At 46.3% G+C, this 21,864-nt stretch carries 17 protein-coding genes and 1 pseudogene; 9 read left to right on the forward strand and 9 right to left on the reverse strand.

Translation table 11 applies throughout. The features are described 5' to 3' along the window. Window positions 1-52: 52 nt before the first annotated feature. From CA267_RS10780 to uvrA, 5 genes are all read right to left on the reverse strand, one after another. Complete coding sequence (locus CA267_RS10780) at window positions 53-478, reverse strand: GNAT family N-acetyltransferase (protein ID WP_075607476.1); 426 nt, start codon at window positions 476-478, stop codon at window positions 53-55. Between the two features lie 174 nt (window positions 479-652). Next, window positions 653-862, reverse strand: a complete 210-nt coding sequence (locus tag CA267_RS10785; RefSeq protein ID WP_075607475.1) for a cold-shock protein — start codon at window positions 860-862, stop codon at window positions 653-655. Between the two features lie 284 nt (window positions 863-1,146). Beyond that, entirely contained in the window at window positions 1,147-1,860 is a 714-nt protein-coding gene (locus CA267_RS10790; protein WP_075607474.1) for a 2OG-Fe(II) oxygenase, read from the reverse strand. Further along, window positions 1,853-2,272, reverse strand: a complete 420-nt coding sequence (locus CA267_RS10795) for an acyl-CoA thioesterase (protein WP_075607473.1) — start codon at window positions 2,270-2,272, stop codon at window positions 1,853-1,855. Before CA267_RS10795 ends, CA267_RS10790 begins: the two co-directional genes overlap by 8 nt. A gap of 110 nt (window positions 2,273-2,382) precedes the next feature. Beyond that, window positions 2,383-5,211 (reverse strand): excinuclease ABC subunit UvrA, encoded by a 2,829-nt coding sequence (gene uvrA, locus CA267_RS10800; RefSeq protein ID WP_075607472.1) that lies wholly within the window; start codon window positions 5,209-5,211, stop codon window positions 2,383-2,385. Between the two features lie 174 nt (window positions 5,212-5,385). Between uvrA and CA267_RS10805 the strand changes: the two genes are divergently transcribed. After that, a complete protein-coding gene (locus CA267_RS10805; RefSeq protein ID WP_075607471.1) occupies window positions 5,386-6,744 on the forward strand; it encodes an MFS transporter in 1,359 nt (452 codons plus the stop codon). 91 nt (window positions 6,745-6,835) lie between these two features. Continuing rightward, window positions 6,836-8,833, forward strand: coding sequence for a transketolase (tkt, locus tag CA267_RS10810; protein WP_075607470.1), 1,998 nt, complete (start codon window positions 6,836-6,838; stop codon window positions 8,831-8,833). 149 nt (window positions 8,834-8,982) lie between these two features. On the opposite strand, the gene tal is transcribed toward tkt, so the two are convergent. Then, a complete protein-coding gene (tal, locus tag CA267_RS10815) occupies window positions 8,983-9,933 on the reverse strand; it encodes a transaldolase (protein ID WP_075607469.1) in 951 nt (316 codons plus the stop codon). 228 nt (window positions 9,934-10,161) lie between these two features. Between tal and CA267_RS10820 the strand changes: the two genes are divergently transcribed. The 6 genes from CA267_RS10820 (at window position 10,162) to CA267_RS10845 (ending at window position 18,133) form a co-directional block, all read left to right on the forward strand. Beyond that, window positions 10,162-11,820: a ribulokinase gene (locus CA267_RS10820; RefSeq protein ID WP_075607468.1), complete on the forward strand. Its 1,659-nt coding sequence runs from the start codon at window positions 10,162-10,164 to the stop codon at window positions 11,818-11,820. Then, window positions 11,817-12,512 carry an L-ribulose-5-phosphate 4-epimerase gene (locus CA267_RS10825; RefSeq protein ID WP_075607467.1) on the forward strand — a complete coding sequence of 232 codons (696 nt, stop codon included), beginning with the start codon at window positions 11,817-11,819 and terminating at the stop codon, window positions 12,510-12,512. Before CA267_RS10820 ends, CA267_RS10825 begins: the two co-directional genes overlap by 4 nt. A 33-nt stretch (window positions 12,513-12,545) precedes the next feature. After that, window positions 12,546-14,045: an L-arabinose isomerase gene (gene araA, locus CA267_RS10830; protein WP_075607466.1), complete on the forward strand. Its 1,500-nt coding sequence runs from the start codon at window positions 12,546-12,548 to the stop codon at window positions 14,043-14,045. Between the two features lie 112 nt (window positions 14,046-14,157). Further along, complete coding sequence (locus CA267_RS10835; protein ID WP_075607465.1) at window positions 14,158-14,742, forward strand: HAD family hydrolase; 585 nt, start codon at window positions 14,158-14,160, stop codon at window positions 14,740-14,742. 78 nt (window positions 14,743-14,820) lie between these two features. Then, window positions 14,821-16,029 (forward strand): aldose epimerase family protein, encoded by a 1,209-nt coding sequence (locus tag CA267_RS10840; protein WP_097349096.1) that lies wholly within the window; start codon window positions 14,821-14,823, stop codon window positions 16,027-16,029. A 139-nt stretch (window positions 16,030-16,168) separates the two neighbouring features. After that, the gene (locus tag CA267_RS10845) at window positions 16,169-18,133 is read left to right on the forward strand and encodes an RICIN domain-containing protein (protein ID WP_075607464.1); all 1,965 of its coding nucleotides are present in this window, start codon (window positions 16,169-16,171) and stop codon (window positions 18,131-18,133) included. Window positions 18,134-18,271: 138 nt separating this feature from the next. On the opposite strand, the gene CA267_RS10850 is transcribed toward CA267_RS10845, so the two are convergent. Then, window positions 18,272-18,844 (reverse strand): hypothetical protein, encoded by a 573-nt coding sequence (locus tag CA267_RS10850; RefSeq protein ID WP_075607463.1) that lies wholly within the window; start codon window positions 18,842-18,844, stop codon window positions 18,272-18,274. Window positions 18,845-19,048: 204 nt separating this feature from the next. Between CA267_RS10850 and CA267_RS10855 the strand changes: the two are divergent. Continuing rightward, window positions 19,049-20,251: pseudogene (locus CA267_RS10855) on the forward strand (IS3 family transposase). Window positions 20,252-20,322: 71 nt separating this feature from the next. Here CA267_RS10855 and CA267_RS10860 read toward each other — a convergent pair. Both CA267_RS10860 and CA267_RS10865 read right to left on the reverse strand, forming a co-directional pair. Further along, window positions 20,323-20,841: a hypothetical protein gene (locus CA267_RS10860; RefSeq protein ID WP_075607461.1), complete on the reverse strand. Its 519-nt coding sequence runs from the start codon at window positions 20,839-20,841 to the stop codon at window positions 20,323-20,325. A 469-nt stretch (window positions 20,842-21,310) separates the two neighbouring features. Then, window positions 21,311-21,760, reverse strand: a complete 450-nt coding sequence (locus tag CA267_RS10865) for a hypothetical protein (RefSeq protein WP_139316207.1) — start codon at window positions 21,758-21,760, stop codon at window positions 21,311-21,313. Between the last annotated feature and the right edge of the window lie 104 nt (window positions 21,761-21,864).

Here is a 21,864-nt window from a genome sequence, read left to right on the forward strand (position 1 = left end):
TTTCAGGTAAAAAGTAAAGAATTGGGTTCATGAACGAGTAAAACTACTTTGCTCAATCATCAATAAATTTGCACATGCCAAAGCCAAACGCCTTCCCATCACGGGCGCTATAGCCAAACTTTTCATAGAAGGCTGTTTTACCAGGTGCCGCCATTAAACCGATAGTGGCGCCGGGCAAGCAGGTAGACAACAAATACTTTTCGATGTCTTCCATTATCAGACGACCTAACTTCTGGCCTTGGTAGTCAGGATGTACAACAACGTCCTGAACATAAAAATACATAGCACTGTCGCCGATGACTCTGCCCATGGCCACGAGCTTTTCATCCCGCATAATAATCGACCAGTGGAGCGTATTGGCCATGCTACGCCTGACTAAAGCCGGAGCAATAGACTGCCAGCCTACGGCAACCCGTAGCGCGATAAAATCATCTTTATCAGGCGGAGTATGAATGACTTTGAAGGTAGGTGATGGCATGAATGTGCCTCTTCAATTAATTAGTAGCATTAATGGGAATACGGATGCGAGTTAACAATAGATAACTATCACTGTGATCTGGTTACAGCTAGTCATGTCAGAACACTATACAACACTACGCAATAAAAAAAGGGCAAGCCCGAAAGCTTGCCCTTTTTTGTATCGAAGCGGTAATTAAATCGCTACGATGTTCTCAGCTTGAGGACCTTTTTGGCCTTGGCTAAGAGTAAATTCAACGGCTTGGCCTTCTGCAAGCGTTTTGAAGCCAGGGCTTACAATCGCGCTGAAGTGAGCAAATACGTCTGGACCAGACTGTTGCTCAATAAAACCAAAACCTTTAGATTCGTTGAACCACTTAACGGTTCCTTTAACTGTATTAGACATAATAATATCCTGAAATTTAATAAAAATGAGCCTGTAAAGACTGTGGTGCTTGGAAATGGAGGCTGAAAACTTAAAATCTGCAGGACGAAGAATTACGAATAATACGGCGAAATGTAGGAAGTAATAGACTTTCTTTCTAGCTGCCGACTAATCTATAGATATTCTTAGCTAATGTCTAGTAAAAGTTCTTTTTATTTCTATACGCTATAACAAAGGCGAATCTCGCTCACTGATATCTATGCGTGGCTTTCAATCCAAATCCTCTAATAAGAAGCGCTCTGAAGCTATTTGTTCTGAGTATAGATTAGCTCGGCGCGGTTAAACAGTACCCAGGATGTAAGTATGTACTTGTCGTTACTTACGGGAACCTGCCCGCGATGAGTGTGGGTAAAATAAGCGGGTGCGATCACCATGCGGCCTGCTTTGGGAGTGACAGACCGGTTCTGATAGTAAAAATCGGTTTCACCGCCTTCAGCTACATCGTTCAGGTAATACATAAATAGCAGGGTGCGGTGAAGCGCGTCATTATGTGGCGGTTGCGGATACACCTCTGAATGCCAGTAGGGGTAACCTCCTTCTGCAGCCGTATAACGCTGGGCGTTAACCTGTCCTACCCGAAACAGGTAATTTACCAGGTTAGACAGGTTTGGCTTTCCCACTTCCTCAAAGTTATCGCCAGTGAGTTTAATCGGGGCGCCGGTTTTTGGATGACGAACAGTTAATCCAATGGGGCCGACCAGAGCAAAATAATATTTCTCAATATATTGCAGAATCTGCTCACCGGTTTTATGCATAACCGGCTTAAACAAATGAGCAAACTCTTCATTTTCACTGAACGCCACATCCAGACTGCGTTTTTTGTCTAAATCCACTCCTCCCCCGGTGCGGCCCTGCGTTTTGTGGGGACTTTGCTCAAACGTAGCGATAATTTTCTGGCAAAGTTCAGCATCAAGAACGTCATCTATGACTTCGATAAAATCCGTAGGTTGTTCAGTCATTTTTTCCCTCCCACATGTGGGCATCGAGTGCTGCGCGTACTGCATCAGGAATGGGCTCAGACCGCTGCTCTTGATAATTGAAATGAACCATAGTGGTTGTGCCGCTGGCGCACTTTACCTCGTTTTGCCACACTTCCTGATAGACATCGAACGCACTGTTGCCTAAGCGACTGATAAAGGTTTTTAGATTTACCGGCTGACCATAGAATAATTGGGCGTGGAAATCGATTTGATAGCTGGCAAGAATAAGCGGCCAGTTCTTAATGTCCAGAGTAGGAGTGAATAAGCGGAAGATAGGGTCTCGCGCAGCTTCCAGCCAACCAGCTAGTACTGTATTGCTGACATGGCCGAGGGCATCGGTTTCATAAAAACGCACATCAAATGTGGCTTCCAGAGCATTTGATTTTGTCATAAGACTCTCTGTCGCTTTTAGTGTCCATGGTTAAATTACTCAGACAGCACAATCGCCGTCTGAGTAAGTATCACTGTAGCATGACTCAAGGGTAGGGCAAACGGCTTCAGCTATTGCTTAAGCATCGGTTTTAAGAAGCGTCCTGTATGCGAGCCTTCCTGCTCTGCGACATGCTCAGGCGTGCCTTCGGCTATTATCTGGCCACCACCAGAGCCACCTTCGGGACCTAAATCCACAATCCAGTCGGCGGTTTTTACCACATCAAGATTGTGTTCAATTACTACCACTGTATTGCCGTGATCTCTTAATCGATGCAGAATTGCCAGCAATTGCTTGATGTCGTGAAAGTGCAGCCCTGTGGTAGGTTCGTCAAGAATATACAGCGTTTGGCCGGTATCCCTTTTAGATAGCTCCTTAGCCAGCTTTACCCGCTGTGCTTCGCCGCCAGACAAGGTAGTGGCGGCTTGGCCGAGACGAATATAAGATAAACCTACATCAATCAGCGTTTGCATCTTGCGCGCAACTGCCGGGATCGGATCGAAGAATTCTCTGGCATCCTCCACCGTCATTTCCAGCACTTCGTTGATATTTTTACCTTTGTACTGCACTTCCAACGTTTCGCGGTTATAACGTTTGCCTTTACAGACATCGCAGGGAACATACACATCTGGTAAAAAGTGCATTTCAACTTTAATTACGCCATCACCCTGACACGCTTCGCAACGGCCGCCTTTTACATTAAAACTAAATCGGCCCGGTTTATAGCCGCGAGAGCGAGCTTCCTGGGTGCCGGAAAACAGTTCACGAATGGGCGTAAAAATACCTGCGTAAGTGGCAGGATTCGAGCGCGGGGTGCGTCCGATGGGGCTTTGGTCAATGTCGACGACTTTATCCAGTTGCTCCAAGCCTACCATTGACTTATGAGGCGCAGCTTCAGAAGTGGTGGCTTTATTAAGTTCACGGTGCGCTATACGGTAAAAGGTATCGTTGATTAATGTGGATTTACCCGAGCCGGAAACGCCGGTAACGCAGGTCATCAAACCTACTGGAATCGTTAACGTTACCGATTGAAGGTTATTGCCGGTGGCTTCGCTTAGCACCAGCAGCTTGTCTTTATCCACCGGCGTGCGCGTGGCGGGGATATCAATTTTTTCGCGACCAGATAGATATTTACCGGTAAGTGAATCCTCACTTTTTAAAATATCTTCGAGTGTGCCCTGGGCGATTATCTGTCCACCGTGAACCCCAGCGCCGGGGCCAATATCAATAACGAAATCGGCTTCGCGAATGGCATCCTCATCGTGTTCTACCACCAGTACGGTATTCCCTAAGTCACGCAGGTGACGCAGAGTTTTTAACAGGCGCTCGTTATCTCGCTGATGCAGACCAATGGAGGGTTCATCCAGTACATACATTACGCCCACAAGCCCGGCGCCAATTTGACTGGCCAGACGGATACGCTGTGCTTCGCCACCTGATAACGTATCGGCACTGCGAGACAGTGATAAATAGTTAAGGCCAACATTGACCAAAAATCCTAGCCTATCCATAATTTCTTTAAGGATTTTTTCGGCGATTTGCCCTTTCTGACCAGCTAACTTCAGGGTGTCAAAGAAATCGAATGCGTCGGCGATCGACATATCAGCAATTTTTGGCAGGTTGGTGTCTTGAATAAATACGCTACGGGCTTCCAGCCGCAGGCGCGAGCCTCCACAACTGCTGCACGGTTGCTGGCTCAGATATTTCGCAAGTTCATCGCGCACAGCGTTCGATTCTGTTTCCCGGAAACGACGCTCCATGTTCGGGATAATGCCCTCAAATGGATGCTTGCGTTCCATAATGTCGCCACGATCGTTGATATAACGAAACGTCAGCGACTTGCCCTTTGAGCCATACAGCACGATATCGCGGGTCTTGCTATCCAGTTCGCCGAACGGCTTGGTGAGGTCAAACTTATAGTGATCTGCTACTGCCTGCAGCATCTGGAAATAATAGTAACTGCGCTTGTCCCAGCCACGGATTGCGCCGCCGGATAAACTCAGCTCGTCATTGCTGACAACGCGCACTGGATCAAAAAATTGTCGGGTGCCTAAACCATCGCAGGTGGGGCAGGCGCCAGCGGGATTATTAAAAGAAAATAATCGCGGCTCCAACTCGCTTAGGCTATACCCGCAATGAGGACACGCGAAGTTTGCGGAAAATACGACTTCTTCTGTATCCGGATTATCCATATCTGCAATTTTGACATTGCCGCCAGATAATTCCAGCGCGGTTTCAAAGGATTCCGCCAGTCTTAATGCCAGATCATCCCGTACTTTAAAGCGGTCAACCACCACTTCAATGGTATGTTTTTTGTGTAAATCCAAGGTGGGTGGATCAGATAAATCGCATACCTCCCCATCGATTCGAGCGCGAATATACCCTTGCGCTGACAGGTTTTGTAACGCTTTAAGATGTTCGCCCTTACGATCCTGAATTACCGGTGCCAGCAGCATCAGCTTAGCGCCTTCCGGCATCGCGAGCACTCTGTCCACCATTTGGCTGACGGTTTGGGCGTCAAGTGGGACATCATGATCAGGACAGCGAGGCGTACCCACCCGCGCGAACATCAGGCGCAGGTAATCGTAGATTTCCGTTATTGTGCCGACGGTGGACCGGGGATTATGTGATGTAGACTTTTGTTCAATGGATATGGCTGGCGATAACCCTTCAATGTGATCCACATCGGGTTTTTCCATCATTGACAAAAACTGGCGTGCGTAAGCCGATAACGATTCCACATACCGGCGCTGGCCTTCCGCATACAATGTATCAAATGCCAGCGAGGATTTTCCGGAGCCAGATAAACCGGTAATAACTACCAACTTATCGCGAGGAATTGTTAAATCGACATTTTTTAAATTGTGGGTACGGGCACCGCGAATTTCAATTTTGTCCATTGAGACCTGAGTTTAAATATAAAGAATCAGTATGCCACAGTGGGCACAGAAAATAATCTTTTGTTACGCCGCACCCACAGAGCAGATCACCTCGTTATGGGATTTAGCCCGTGGGCGGAAGGTGTTTTTGTGCTACACTTCGCGCCCAATAACAGACTGAGGACGGCTTAAGGTTTGAACGCACTTGAAGTTCGCGCTGCGGTTGCACTGGCACTGGTGTACGTACTGCGCATGTTGGGCTTATTTATGGTAATGCCGGTACTTGCCGTGGCTGCTATGGATTATCCTGATTATTCGCCGCTTTTAGTGGGGCTTGCCGTGGGAGGCTATGGTCTTACCCAGGCTGCGTTACAGATTCCAATGGGCATGATGTCAGACCGGTGGGGTCGTAAACCGGTTATTCTTTTAGGTCTAACTATTTTTGCCGCCGGAAGCTTTATTGCGGCCAGCGCTGATACGCTCAGCTGGATGATCGTCGGCCGCATTTTGCAGGGAGCCGGCGCTATTGCCGGAGCAATTATGGCACTGGCGACCGATGTCAGCCGGGAAACCCAACGGGCTAAAGTCATGGCAATTATCGGCATTGCTATCGGCTTTTCATTTTATCTTGCTGTGCTTATTGGTCCCATGATAGCGCAACGCTGGGGGCTGGCCGGAATTTTTGCCATTACCGGCGTATTTGCTGTGGGTTGCATGCCATTAATAAAGTGGGTGGTGCCTGATGGCATTGTTACTGGCAGCGGCGACACCTTACCTCAAGCCGGACAACTTAAACGGCTCATTTTCTCCTCTCAGTTGTGGCGTCTCAATGTCAGTGTGATGGTGCTGCACATGATGATTACTTTATTGTTTGTACAACTCCCCGTAACACTGGTACATTTTGATATGACGCTGGATAGTCATTGGATGCTGTATTTACCGGTACTCGCTATATCCATTGTTGGCCTGGTGCTGATGATGGGCGCAGGAAGAGGAACGACGCCAAAACGTATTATCATTACTGCGGTAGTGTTTATGACAATTGCCTTTGCGATGCTAAGTGCGCAGGATCATAATAAATGGGTAGTGGTCACTGCTGTCATTTTCTTTTTCACTGGATTTAATTATCTGGAGGCAAATTTTCCTGCGATGGTGTCGAGTATTGCGCCCGCTGGAGAAAAAGGCACGGCGATGGGCATCTATGCCAGCTTCCAGTTTTTTGGCGCGTTTATCGGCGGAGTGCTGTCTGGTGTGGTCACCGATTTCTGGACTGCTGAAACGGCCTACTTTATAGGGGCAGTGGGAGCTGTCGGATGGTTGTTTATATTACATGGATTAAAAGAAGTCGGTCGGGTGAAACGCCTGTTGATGCACGGCGAATTTTCCTCTGCAATCGAGCCCGATTTACACCAAGCGCTTGCAACCGTACCCGGCGTTCAGGAAATTACATTATCTGCAGATGATGGCTCAGTTTATCTTAAGGTTACAAAAGGGTTTGAACGTGCAAAAGCAAGAGAGATTCTGCAACGTTTCAGTCGTAACAATGAAGATTAGAAATACCGCGTGAAGCGCTTTTGGGGTTGTTTTTTCCCCAGCGTTTTGTCATATTAATTGTACTATAATAGTAACAAACAAGTGAAGAAGTATGTTTAATACCAGTTCCAATTCAGCGAATGCTATTCGCATGCTTGCTGCCGATGCTGTACAAAAAGCAAATTCAGGCCATCCGGGCGCTCCAATGGGTATGGCCGATATTGCTACTGTTCTTTGGCAAAAGTTCTATCGCCATAATCCTACTAATCCACAATGGGCCAACCGTGACCGGTTTATATTGTCAAATGGACATGGCTCCATGTTGCAATATGCTTTACTGCACCTGAGTGGCTACGATGTCAGCACGGAAGACCTTAAGCAATTCCGTCAGCTTCATTCAAAAACGCCAGGGCATCCTGAGTTTGGTTATACCCCTGGTGTTGAAACCACCACCGGGCCATTAGGAGCGGGTATTGCTAATGCAGTCGGTATGGCAATAGCCGAGAAAACCCTGGCCGCTCAGTATAATAAACCTGGCTTTAACATTGTTGACCACTATACCTACTGCTTTATGGGTGATGGCTGCTTGATGGAAGGCATTTCTCATGAAGTCAGCTCCCTCGCCGGCACATTGAAGCTGGGTAAGCTGATTGGTTTTTGGGACGATAACGGTATTTCCATCGACGGTGAAGTAGAAGGCTGGTTTACTGACGACACGCCTAAACGCTTTGAATCTTACGGTTGGCACGTGATCCGTGGCATTGATGGTCACAATCAGAATGATATTGCCGCAGCCATTGAATTAGCTCAGTCGGTTACCGACAAACCCACTTTGATTTGCTGTAAAACCATTATCGGATTTGGCTCGCCCAATAAATCAGGCAGCCACGATAGCCACGGGGCGGCTCTTGGCGTCGATGAAATCACGGCTATGCGTGAGGTGTTAAAATGGGAACATGAAGCTTTCGTGATCCCTGACGACATCTATGGCGAGTGGGATGCCAAAGAAGCAGGACAAGCCCGTGAAAGCGAGTGGAAAGAACTATTCGCTGACTATGCGGCGGAATATCCGCAACTGGCAAAAGAGTTCAACCGCCGGGTAATTAAACGCGAACTTCCTGCATCGTTTAATGAAAAGGCCGATGAATTTGTGCGTGTTTGTCAGTCTGAAATGCAAGATGTGGCAACGCGTAAAGCCTCTCAGAATGCCATCGCGTTTTTTGCCAATTTGCTACCTGAATTGATGGGTGGCTCTGCTGATTTAGCTGGCTCGAACCTGACCTTATGGCCTAAAGCTAAAGGCTTGCAGGACACTGATGACGGCAACTATGTTTATTATGGCGTGCGCGAATTTGGTATGAGTGCCATTATGAATGGTATTGCCCTGCACGGCGGCTTTATACCTTTTGGTGCTACTTTCTTAATGTTCATGGAATACGCTCGCAATGCTGTGCGTATGGCTGCATTGATGAAAGCCAAGAGCATTTTTGTCTATACCCACGATTCTATCGGTCAGGGTGAAGACGGCCCGACTCACCAGCCCATCGAACAGCTGGCGAACCTGCGTATGACGCCCAACCTGACTACGTGGCGTCCTTGTGATGCAGCTGAAACCGCTGAAGCGTGGCGTCAGGCACTGATTAAGCAGGATGGGCCAAGCGCACTGGTATTTTCTCGTCAGGGCACCAAAGCGGTTGAACGTAGTGAAGCACAACTTAAAGGGATCGCCAAAGGCGGTTATGTACTAAAAGATTGTGCTACACCTGCTGAGTTAATTCTTATTGCTACAGGCTCTGAAGTGGGCATTGCGCTTGAAGCCGCTAATAGCTTAACGGAACAAGGTCATCACGTACGCGTGGTATCTATGCCAAGCACCAATGTGTTTGATGCGCAGTCAAAAGAATATAAAGCATCTATTCTTCCCGCTGGTGTTCCTAAACTGGCAGTGGAAGCAGCTCATACCGATTTTTGGTATAAATATGTGGGCCTCGATGGAGACGTTGTAGGCATGCAAACATTCGGTGAGTCAGCGCCCGGTGCTGCATTATTGAAGCACTTTGGCTTTACTGCTGAAAACATAGAAGAAAAAGCGAAAGCGTTACTCGGCTAACCTTTGCTTTCTAAATTAAAAAACCTCGGCTGAGCAATTGGCCGAGGTTTTTTATTTTCTTTAGTTTATTTAGCGGTGGGCAGTAGCAATCTTAATGCTACTACTTCACCCGTACCCGTAGAAATTCAAGCACGGGCGAAGCATAAGCGTTAGGCCATGTCGTTTAAAATAGCTTCCAGCTTTTCCTGATCAACAGCAAACTGACGTATACCTTCGCCAAGTTTATCGCTAGCCATCTTGTCCTGATTCATGTCCCAGCGGAAAGCCTGTTCTGTCAGCCTTTCTGTTGAGGTCACCGGTTTTTCGTACGGGGTCAACATGCGGGGTAAATCATCATTATTGTGAGCGAGTTCATCAAGCAGCGCAGGACTGATGGTTAGGCGATCACAGCCAGCCAACTGCTGAATTTCACTGATATTGCGGAAGCTTGCGCCCATGACTACCGTGTCAAAGCCGTGCTTTTTAAAATAGTCATAAATGTGCTTAACCGATTTTACGCCTGGATCGTTTGCTCCGGTAAAATCCTGAGAAGGATCATTAGCTTTGTGCCAGTCAAGGATGCGGCCAACGAAAGGAGAGATTAGATAAACCCCCGCTTCCGCACACGCGCGGGCTTGAGCAAAAGAAAACACTAACGTGACGTTACAATGGATCCCTTGCTCTTCCAATAATTTTGCCGCCTGAATGCCTTCCCACGTGGCCGCAATTTTGATTAGCACCCGCGAGGTGTCAATGCCTTGGGCCTGATAAAGTGAGATAAGCTTTTGCGCCTTTTCTACAGTGGCTTCGGTGTCAAACGACAAGCGCGCATCTACTTCAGTAGACACTAATCCAGGCACTTGCTCCATCAGCTTGCCGCCAATCAACACGGCCAGCTTATCAGCGGCAACTTTGCCGATATTGTTATCGCCATTAAGTTGTTTGGCCCATTCGACTGCTTCCAAACCTAATGGACGATATTTTTCGATTTGCATTGCCTTGAGCAAGAGAGACGGGTTAGTGGTTGCATCCTGCGGTTGATAAACCTTGATGGCTTCAAAATCGCCGGTATCTGCCACTACTGTGGTCATTGCTTTTAACTGTTCTAACTGATTAGACATAGACATTCCATTTTTATCATACAAAACAAGTTGTTAATACTAAGCTTTACGAGAGCCAAAATTCATAAAAGAAACAGAGTAATTCGTAAGCGGATTTAAAGCGTTATCAGCGTATTTTTAACGTTAATATTATTTTTATATTACCTTTACAATTAACTATTGTTGATATTATCATACAAATAAAGGCAATGACTAACGCCGTTAGAATCAAATCATTGAAAGGTATTTATGTCTCGTTATACGTTGGGTCTGGATTACGGCTCTGATTCAGTTAGAGCGCTACTGGTTGATGTTGAAACTGGCGCAGAACTGGCCAGTTATCTGGTAAATTATCCTCGTTGGGCAGAAGGCAAATATTGCGAACCTGCCAAAGATCAATATCGTCAGCACCCGCTGGACTATACTGACAGTTTGGTCGCGGTGGTGCGCGGCCTATGGGATAAAGTTCCTGCAGGTACTGCGCAAAATGTTATAGGGTTAAGCTTCGACACCACCGGTTCTACCCCTGTTGCAGTGAATAGTGAAGGTATTCCTCTTGCGCTGACAGAAGAATTTGCACAAAACCCAAACGCGATGTTCGTGTTGTGGAAAGACCATACCGCTATTGGTGAAGCAAAAGAAATTACCCAGGCTGCCACACAAAATGAGGTAAATTATTTATCTCACATGGGTGGAATTTATTCGTCTGAATGGTATTGGGCTAAAGCCTTACATATCTTCCGTAATGACGCAGCGGTAAAAGCCGCTACCCACACCTGGGTTGAACACTGCGACTGGATGACAGCGCTGATGTGCGGAACCACTCACCCTGATCAATTGAAGATGGGGCGTTGTGCGGCAGGTCATAAATTAATGTGGAATGAGAGCTGGGGTGGTTTCCCGCCGAACTCTTTTTTCACCAGCATCGATCCGTTATTGGATGGCGTGGTAGGTACCCTTAACGCTGACACACAACCGAGTGATACTGTCGCGGGTAGACTGACTGCTGAGTGGGCGGAAAAGCTTGGTCTGCCAGAAGGCATTGTTATCGGGTACGGCGCGTTTGATTGTCACATGGGCGCGGTTGCTGCCAATGTGCGTCCTGGTGTGTTAACCAAAGTAATGGGTACGTCAACCTGTGATATTACTGTTACCTCTAAAGATCAGCTGGGGGAAACCTGCGTAAAAGGTATTTGTGGTCAGGTAGACGGTTCTGTGATTCCCGGGATGATTGGCCTCGAAGCCGGTCAGTCAGCCTTTGGCGACTTATACGCCTGGTTCAAAAATGTTGTATTGTGGCCAACTCGCCAGCTTCTTAGCGAACTCACCGAATCAAGCCAGAAAGAGTTGGTGCAGAAAATTGAAGAGTCAACGCTGCAGCGCTTATCTCATGCTGCCGACATGCTTCCGGTAAAAGAAACCGATATTACCGCTCTGGATTGGGTAAATGGCCGTCGTACTCCTGATGCTGATCAGGGCGTATCCATGGCAATTGCCGGTATCAAAATGGGTACCGATGCGCCTCAACTGTTTAAGTCTCTTGTAGAAGCTACCGCTTTTGGTGCTCGTGCAATTACCGAACGTTTTCGTGAAGAAGGCGTACCAATTGATTCAGTAGTGGTGATTGGTGGTATTTCGAAGAAATCTGATTACGTCATGCAAACTTGCGCTGATGTTTGGAATTGTCCGATAGATGTGCTGGAAAGCGACCAAAGTTGTGCCTTGGGTGCCGCTATCATGGCCGCTGTCGCGGCTGGCGAATATGCCACTGTAGCTGATGCTCAGAAGGTGATGGCTTCACCAGTATGTAAGCAATATCTGCCAAACCCTGAGCGCGTAAATACTTACGACAAGCTGTATCAGAAATATCAAACCCTTGGTGCCTATGTATCTGGAGGCAATCTGTGAGCTATAAAGAATTAAAACGTGAAGTGTTTGAAGCCAACCTGGAGCTTCAACGTCGCAATCTGGTGATTTATACCTTTGGCAACGTATCGCAGGTGGATCGCGATAAAGGAGTAGTGGCGATAAAGCCCAGCGGCGTCTCCTACGATGATATGAAACCTGAAGATATTGTTATCGTCGATCTGGATAATACTATTGTGGAAGGCACTATGCGTCCTTCCTCTGACACCAAAACTCACACGCATTTATACCGTGCGTTCGAGAGTATTGGCGGTGTTACTCACACTCATTCAACCTACGCCACAGCATGGGCGCAGGCTAAGCAAAGCATTCCTTGTCTGGGCACAACCCACGCGGATTATGTGCACGGCGAGATAACCTGTACGCGGGAGTTAACTGACGAACAGGTTAACGGTGACTACGAAGAAGAAACCGGTGTACAAATTACTGATGCGTATGTGGACAGAGATCCAAAAGCGGCACCTATGGTGATCGTTGCCGGGCATGCTCCATTTACCTGGGGTAAAGATGCAGCACAGTCTGTATATCACGCAGCATTATTGGAAGAGATTGCTAGAATGGCTTATCTGACGCGTACATTGGATCCGAACACGGCGCCGTTAAAGCAAGCTGTTCTTGATAAACATTATTTACGTAAACACGGTAAAGATGCCTACTATGGCCAAAGCAAATAACGCGACCGTGACTGACTTAAGAGGAATTTCATTATGACGACGATGACTAAAGAAGTTTGGTTTGTCACCGGCTCCCAGAATCTTTATGGGCCTAAAGTGTTGGAAACGGTTGCGAAAGACAGCCAGGCAATTGTTGCAGGCTTGAATGACAGTGGCAAGTTACCGGTAAATCTGGTTTGGAAGCCCACGGTAAAATCTCCAGAAGAAATTCATGCTGTGTGCCAGCAGGCAAATAGCAGTTCTGAGTGTATCGGCTTGGTATTGTGGATGCATACGTTCTCGCCTGCCAAAATGTGGATCGCAGGTTTAAATGAGCTGCAAAAACCCTGGTTGCACCTGCATACCCAGTTTAATGCTGGTCTGCCGTGGGGCGATATTAATATGAATTACATGAACACTCACCAGAGTGCTCATGGCGATCGTGAATTTGGCTTTATCGGCACTCGCATGCGCAAAGAGCGTAAAGTGGTGGTCGGCCACTGGCAACGTGCGGAAGTTCAAGCACAACTGGACGACTGGTGTCGTGCAGCGATGGGTTGGGCAGAAAGCCGTAGCCTGAAAGTGGCTCGCTTTGGTGACAACATGCGTCAGGTGGCGGTAACAGAAGGCGATAAAGTTGCAGCACAAATCCAGTTTGGTTATCAGGTTAACGCCTATAGCGTTGCTGATTTGGCCGAAGTGGTTAATCAGGTTAGCGATGCCGATGTGTCAGCGCAAATGGACGCTTACCATCAGGATTATGTAATTTCCGATGCAACCTGGAAAGAATCTTATAACGTTGACATGATCAAAAATGAAGCGCGCCTTGAACTGGGCATGCAACGCTTCTTAGATGATGGTGGCTACAAAGCCTTTACCAACTGTTTTGAAAATCTGTCTGGTTTGACTGGGCTGCCAGGCCTGGCAACACAGCGCCTTATGGCGAATGGCTTCGGCTATGGCGGCGAGGGTGACTGGAAGACCTCTGCCATGGTCCGCATCATGAAAGTGATGGGGCAAGGGCGTAAAGGCGGTTGTTCGTTTATGGAAGATTATACTTACAATATGGGCGGCACCGATCAGGTACTGGGCGCGCACATGTTAGAGATTTGTCCTTCTATTGCCGCTGAAAAACCTCGTTTGGAAGTTCACCGCCATACTATAGGTGTGACTTGTGATGTGGGTCGCTTGTTATTTACCGGCACACCAGGTCCAGCAATTAATGTTTCTCCGATTGATATGGGTAACCGTTTCCGTATCTTAATCAATGAAGTGGACACTGTCGCTCCACCAGCAGAGTTGCCACATCTGCCAGTAGCATCTGCTTTATGGGAACCGAAGCCGAATCTGTCTGTGGCAGCAGCTGCGTGGATTCATGCCGGTGGTGCTCACCATACTGCGTACAGCCAGGCTGTAACCACCGATATGATTACTGATTATGCAGATATGGCCGGTGTAGAGACCGTAGTAATCGATGCCGATACTACGATTCGCTCCTTTAAGTCAGAGCTTCGTCAAAACGCCGCTTATTACATGTTGAAACAAGGTATATAAATCGTGTCCCTTTGATGAGCCAGCTTCGTAGTACACTCTAATAGCGTACTGCGAGGTTGGTTCATCAGCCTCCATTGACTGTTAACTCACCCAACAACTCTCAGGAGAAACCATGGTGGATTTAAGTGCCTATAAGGGCATTGTATTTGATATGGATGGCACATTGATCGATTCGATGGGAGCTCATATCGATGCGTGGAAAGCAACTTGCGAAGCGTTCGGTTATCCTTTCGATGCCGATTACATGTATGGGTTAGGTGGCGTACCTACGCGTAATACCGTAAAAATACTTAATGAAAAATTCGGCGTATCCCATAGTCCGGACGAGGTGGCTCAGTTCAAGCGCAATGCGTGGTTAAAGCTGGATCATACTCCTGAGTTAATTGCCGAGACGATTGCCGTATTTCACCATTATCGGCCGTCATTAAAAATAGGAATAGGTACAGGAGCTGAACGGCGTCATGCGGAGCAACTGCTGGATCACCACGGCTTGTTATCGCAGATAGACGCACTTGTAACGGCGTCCGATGTCACCCATGGTAAGCCGCACCCGGAAACTTTTCTTACTGTTGCCCAAAAAATTGGTGTAGAACCTGCTGACTGCGTTGTTTTTGAAGATACCGAAATAGGTCTGCAAGCGGCTAAAAGCGCGGGCATGGACTGCATCTTAGTACAAGCGGGAAAAATTCAACGGTAAACTTCCTACATAATGGGTTGCTTTTTCTATATCATTTGTAATATAAAAGTACAAAATTGGTTGAGAAAAGGTTAACCCATGTCTAACTGTGTTTCGTTCTGCCTCGAAAGTCGCTATTCTGCCCCCTCATCATCACACTTCGGCAATTGGCTGAAAACATCGGTTTTGTCGCTGTCGATAAGTGTATTTGCATCTAATGTTTTTGCTGAAGAAGGAACCGCAATGACGCATGCGCCTACGGCTACTATGAGCCACTACGGCACGCTCGCCGATCAAACGCCTGTTAACCAGGTTACCCTCACGAACGCTAATGGGGTTGAGGTTGATGTAATTAGCTACGGCGGTATTATTACCCGTCTGGTCACGCCTGATAAGAATGGTAAGTCAGGAAATATTGTTCTGGGCATGGACAATCTGGAAGACTATGTGTCTTCCAATCCCTATTTTGGCGCCATTATTGGCCGGTACGGCAACCGTATCGCCAATGGTAAATTTACACTAAACGGCACCGAGTACCAACTGGCGACAAACGATGGAGATAACCATCTTCACGGCGGTGTTCAGGGTTTTGATAAAAAAATCTGGCAGATGCATCCTTTCACAACTGCAAACAGTGCTGGTGTGAAACTCACGCTGATAAGTCCTGATGGCGATCAAGGGTATCCGGGTACGTTAAATACTGAAGTGACCTACACGCTGACGAACAATAATACGTTAGACATGCAGTTCGTCGCGACAACCGATAAGCCTACGATCGTCAACCTGACTCAACACACTTATTTTAACCTGGCGGGTAAAGGCGATATATTGGAGCATCAGGTACAAATTCATGCTGATGCCATTACGCCGGTAGACAGCGGTTTAATTCCTACTGGTGAACTCATGCCGGTACAAGGGACGCCGTTTGATTTTCGTCAGCCACAGGCAATTGGAAAAGCAATTAACGCTGATAATGTTCAGCTTGAACGCGCAAAAGGCTATGACCACAACTATATCTTAAAAGATGAAGTGAACGGCGAACTCGTCGAGGCGGCTAACGTGTACGACCCCGCGAGCGGACGTACGCTGACGGTGTATACTGTGGAACCTGCAGTACAGTTCTATTCAGGCAACTTTCTTGACGGCAGCACGTCGCAGGAATATCGCGACCATGGCATGCGCAGTGCCTTCTGCCTGGAACCCCAACACAATCCGGATTCGCCAAACCAGCCAAACTTCGCCAGCACCAGGTTGTTGCCCGGTGAAATATATTCTACGCAGATTGTGTACGAATTTGGCGCGAAGTAAATATAGTTTTCCGATAGCTCCTGTCCATGAGAACCGTTTGGACAGGAGAATCGCAGTAACCAGAACTAACATTTTCCAACTGAATCAGGCTTAGGGCCACGTTCAGCGGAACGACTAATAACCGCAAGTGAGAATAACAATGATTGTAAGGCAACTTAAAGCTTTGGGCGCAGCTGCGCTACTGGCTTTAACGTTAAGCGGCTGCCAGTCTCTTAATAGCACGAAAACTGATAGCTCTGAATCGGCCACCGATACTAATGCATCGGTTCAAACGCCCGCAGTACCGGCTAAAGCGGAAAAGCCAACGATGGCATCAGGTACTTTTATTAACCCCTTGTTTCCAAATGGCGCAGATCCGTGGTTAGAGTATTGGGATGGAAACTACTATCTGACGACGACCACCTGGACATCGGAACTGGTAATGCGGAAGTCGCCCACTCTCGCTGGCTTAGCGGATGCTACGCCAATTAATGTCTGGTCGGCTACGGATCCGGAGCGTTGCTGTAACTTCTGGGCATTTGAATTCCATCGATTAAAAGGACCAAACGGCTACCGCTGGTACATGATGTACACGGCGGGGCAGGATGGTACCTTAGATCATCAGCATCTTAATGTTCTGGAGAGCGTTGGCGACGACCCTATGGGGCCATATCAATATAAAGGCGCGTTAATGCCGGATGTTTGGAATATTGACGGCAACTATCTGGAGCACAAGGATAAGCTATATGTTATTTACTCTCAGTGGCGAGGGGATCAGCAGATGAACATTATTGCTGAAATGGAAAACCCTTGGACGCTGAAAGAAGGGACGCCTCATACTGTAATAACCAAGCCGGAGCTGGATTGGGAAATTAGTGGTCGGAAAGTGACTGAAGGTGCGGAAATACTGCAACATAATGGGCGTACATTTATGACCTATTCAGCCAGCTTTTGTAATACCCCAGACTATAAGCTTGGTCTGCTTGAGTTGGTGGGTGATGATCCTATGAAGATCACCGCATGGAAAAAAGCGCAGGAGCCGGTATTTACTCGCACCGAGGAAGTGTTTGGCCCGGGACACAATGGCTTTTTTACCTCACCTGATGGCACGGAAGATTGGCTGGTTTATCACGGTAACGATTCTGTAGAAGATGGTTGTAGCGCCACTCGCTCATTACGTGCCCAAAAATTCGACTGGAAAGCTGATGGTACGCCAGATTTCGGTAAGCCTATCACGCCTGGTGTAGTTGTTGCGCCACCTGCTGGCGAAAACGGCCCACTGGTAACCCGCGTGCAAGGCCAGCGTTACCACTTGCTAAATGCCACCAGCGATCTGTGCCTGGATATTTCAGCGGACCCGCAAGACAACCGCGCAGTGCAGAGTCAATGTAGTGGTACCAATGGTCAGTGGATTTTAGACGCGACGACTGACGGATATATTCGTTTAGCAAATCGCGAAGACAGCAAATTTTTAGAGGTTGCACAGTGCAGCACTGCAGATAATGCACGCGTACAGTCTTCTGCGTGGAAGAATAATTTCTGTCAGCAGTGGAAGGTTGAGGCGGGGATTGACGGTAACGTCACTGTAACTAACCGTTATTCAGGAAAACCTCTAGCCATTGCCGGATGTTCAGCGTCACAGAATCAGGCTGTTTTGCAGCAGAATAAAGATAGCGCCTGCACCCAATGGCAGTTACAACCAGTGGGCCCGGTTGCAATTATGAGCCAGCAAAGTGGCAAAGCGGTCAGTATCAACAAAACTATGACTGCTGGCAATCACGTAGTGCAGAAGGGCTATAACTATAGCGACTCCCAAAGCTGGCACTTTGTTCCTACCGATACGGGTTACTTGAGTATCCGTAATAATCCCAAAGCTAAACAATGTATTGGTGTGGCGGGTAATGCTGTAGCGCCTGGCGCTGATGTAAGCATGGTTGCCTGTAAGGAAAAGGCCGCGCAATGGCGTATTTCGCCAGTGGAAGGTGGCGGAGTCATGCTGATTAATCGGTACACCAAGCTGGCTATGGGCGTGTCTGACTGCGGTTTGGCGGATGGGACAAACATTGCGCAACAGCCTGATATGGGCACGAAGTGTCAGATTTTTCACTTACGCGAACCGCAATAATCAACTGGCTTAATAACAGCAGGTTTTAATTAGAGCGCCGCTGGCGCTCTTTTATTGTCTGCCTTCCATTCGTGAATACCTTGTCGGTGAAATAGGAGGGGCGGAATTACCTAAAAAAGTATCAACACTTTAGGCGACTTAGTCTTCATGTTTTACGATTTCTATTATTAAAGACTTTATTGCTTCCCATTTTCCAAATGCATAGATGCGGTTATTAATAACTTCTATTTTTCTTACATTTCCGGTCATGTCATTATTGCTGGCGTAAGTTCTACCATCCATAGCTGACAGAAAACTTGACCGACTCGCTAATATATAATTGTTTTCGGGATCTTCGTAAATCGGGAATACGGACTGATAACCATTTGCGCCCATAATTGAAGTGTCGTGACAAAGGTTACCTTTATTTGAATCGTACAATATAACAAAGTACCTATTAATATCGGGGAATATATCGGACTCCTTTTTAATCCAAAATTTAATACTTTCATTAACTTTTAGACTTTTAAAGTTCTCAACGCTTTTAGCAGTGACTAGCAAGCCACAATCATCTACTCGTTCTAAGCTAGAAATTCTGGAATTTTTAGCTTCTGCTTTAACGTCAGACTTTGTGCACTCGCATACACATTTAGGCTTGTAAACATAAAAATAATAAGAAATAAGCGCTTCGTAATATAATCCTAAAAAACTGTTCGTAAATGCGCTACACATGAAAAGGCACAACGAGTACATCATTCAGAACCCTTTGCAGGCGCTGTGCAACAGCAAGGATGTTGCGAAGGGTTTATAGCCGGTTCTGAATAGTGACTTCGTCATGACTCATACTATGGGAACAGTTATTTTGTAGTGGCATAGTTAATTTGGCCACCTAATTAGAGCTGCTATGATAGCAGCATAACAAAGTTAGGTGACAAAATGGCAAAGAAAGGCCCGAACTTCAGTCCTGAATTCAGACTCGAACAGCGCAGTTGGTAGTTGATCAAGGTTACACCAATAAAGAAGCCGCCGAAGCAATGGGCGTCGGTTACTCCACTATTGGTAAATGGGTAAGTCAATTGCGTGAGGAGCGTGCAGGTAAAGCGCCTCAGGCAACCCCCATGACCGATGAGCAACGTGAAATCAGGGAGCTTAAAAAGCAGGTTGAGCGACTTGAGCAAGAGAAAGATATATTAAAAAAAGCTTCTGTTCGTTACGAAGTAATCTGTTGATGTCGGACTCCATGAAACACTCGCATTAATCGAGAGACTGAGTCAGAGCAGTCGTTATCCTGTGAATCAATTGTGCGAGGTACTGGATGTCCACCGAAGCACATTTAAATACTGGAAGCAGCGTGACAAAAAACCGTCGCCTGAAGCTATCAGGCTGCGGAGTCTGGTTCGTGAAGCGCATCGACTGAGCAGCGGTTCTGCTGGAGCAAGAACCGTTGCTGATATTATTACGAATGATGAGTCGCACAATATTACCCTGACCCGTTATCGTGCCGGACGCTTTATGAAAGCCATGGCTTTGGTCAGTTGTCAGCTTCCAAAGCATGATTATAAAAAGGCAACGCAGGAACATGTAGCAATTCCGAACTTGCTCGACAGGCAGCTTGCTGTCACTGCCCCTAATCAAGTCTGGTGCGGTGATGTGAGCTTTATCTGGACAGGCAACCGTTGGGCGTACCTGGCAGTAGTTATCGACCTGTTTGCCCGAAAGCCAGTTGGCTGGGCTATGAGCTATTCGCCCGACAGCAATTTAGCTTGCCAGGCACTTGCAATGGCGTTTGAACGTCGAGGCAAGTCGAAGAACATCATGTACCACAGTGATCAGGGCTGCCATTATACCAGTCGTAAATTCAGGCAACTGATATGGCGCTACAGCATGACTCAAAGCATGAGTAGGCGTGGAAATTGTTGGGATAACAGCCCAATGGAAAGATTTTTTAGAAGCTTAAAAACTGAATGGGTTCCGACAACTGGCTATCGAAGTTTTACAGAAGCCAAGCAACGGATCAGCGATTACATTCTTGGTTATTACAGTCGATTAAGACCGCATTCATACAATGGCGGATTAACGCCTAATGAGTCGGAAAGCCGGTACTGGAATAACTATAAACCCGTGGCCAAAATGACTTGACCACTACACATTGTCATTTTCGAACCATGCGCTGAAAACCTATGACCAAACCGAATATTATGACCATCCTATTATTCTTCAAGTAACGCTTCCTCAAGCTCCGACCACTTTCCCAACGCAAAGATACGTTGATCGATGACTTGTAGCATTTCTACGAATCCAACAGAATAATAACTTATTGTATCATTGCTTGACATGAAGCTTTCTCTATACGCTAACACATACATCTTTCCATCATAACTCCTAAAAGGGAAAAATGTTTGAAAACCAAGGCTAGTGCTAAGTACAGCGTTATCACAATGAATCTCTTGTTGTCTCTCTGATAGAAATGCCAAATATTTCTCACTGTCTATGAGCAGCAAGTCCTTCTCATTAAGAACCCAAAATTGAAAAATTTCATCTTTCCCTTTAAAAGTTTTTAACGGTTTTGCTGTGACAAGCTGACCACAGCTTTGGCTTGAGTCAATCTCTAAGATTTCTACCACTCCAACGTAATCTGAATATTTAAATTGAGTTCTGAGGGTCATACCCAATGTTAAGGAGTAACTGTTAAAAGCAATAAGAAGTAACGAAAATATTAAATATTTCATTATTTTATCCCTAAGATTTTGAAAGCGGAGGCATTTGCCTGAAATTCATGCTCAAGTCCGTCGAGATGAGATTTTTAACGCACAATAGAAAACTTAGCGAAATTTTCTGCAGACTAGTCAACGTTGTCATCCTCTATCAGGATTTTTTAAAATATTTTTGCACGAGCATATGTTATTATTTTTTTGCATTATAATCCATTATACCTAGTGATAGATAATCATCAATGTATCTTTAATAATACAAATCTAGAGCTTACTGTTCGGTATCCAGTGCCGAATTGAGAATCAAATTTACTATGGGCGCCAACAAAATCCCCGCATCGTTTAAACTAGCTTCAGCTAAATAAATACTGATTCGTGTTTATTGGATATTAGCACATCTAATTCAGATGGTATCTCACCTACTTAATTCTAGGATATCTGGATTACACAACAATGAACCATTTAGTTAAATATTAAGTCCAGAATATTATTCATCATGTAACGCTTCCTCAATATCCGCCCACCTTGCAAACGCATAGATACGTTCATCTATGACTTGTAACACTTCTACGAATTCACCAGGGAAATAGCTTACCGAATCACTAATTGCTAAAAAGCTTTCTCGATTTGCTAATATATATAGCCTTCCGGCATCCTTAAAAGGGAAAAAAGTTTGCTTACTATCGCCGGTACTCAGTAAAGTTTTACCACATTGAGTGACTTTTTGACTCTCCCTTAAAATAGCAAAATATTTGTCACTGTCTATGAGCAAGTCCTTCTCATTGGGAACCCAAAATTTTAAAATATCATCTTTCCCTGTGAAAGTTTTTAACGGTTTTGCCGTGACAAGATGGCCACAGCTTTGTTTCGGTTCAATATCTAAAATTTCTACCACGCCAGCATAATCTGAAAATCTAACTAGAATGTCGAGAGTCATATTCAAACTCATTGAGTAACTATTAAAAGTAAAAAAAAGTAAGATGTATATCGTGTATTTCATTTATAATCCTAAAGCTTAAAATGCATCAGTATTAGCCTGGA

It is taken from the genome of Alteromonas pelagimontana, assembly GCF_002499975.2.
Lineage (GTDB): Bacteria > Pseudomonadota > Gammaproteobacteria > Enterobacterales > Alteromonadaceae > Alteromonas > Alteromonas pelagimontana.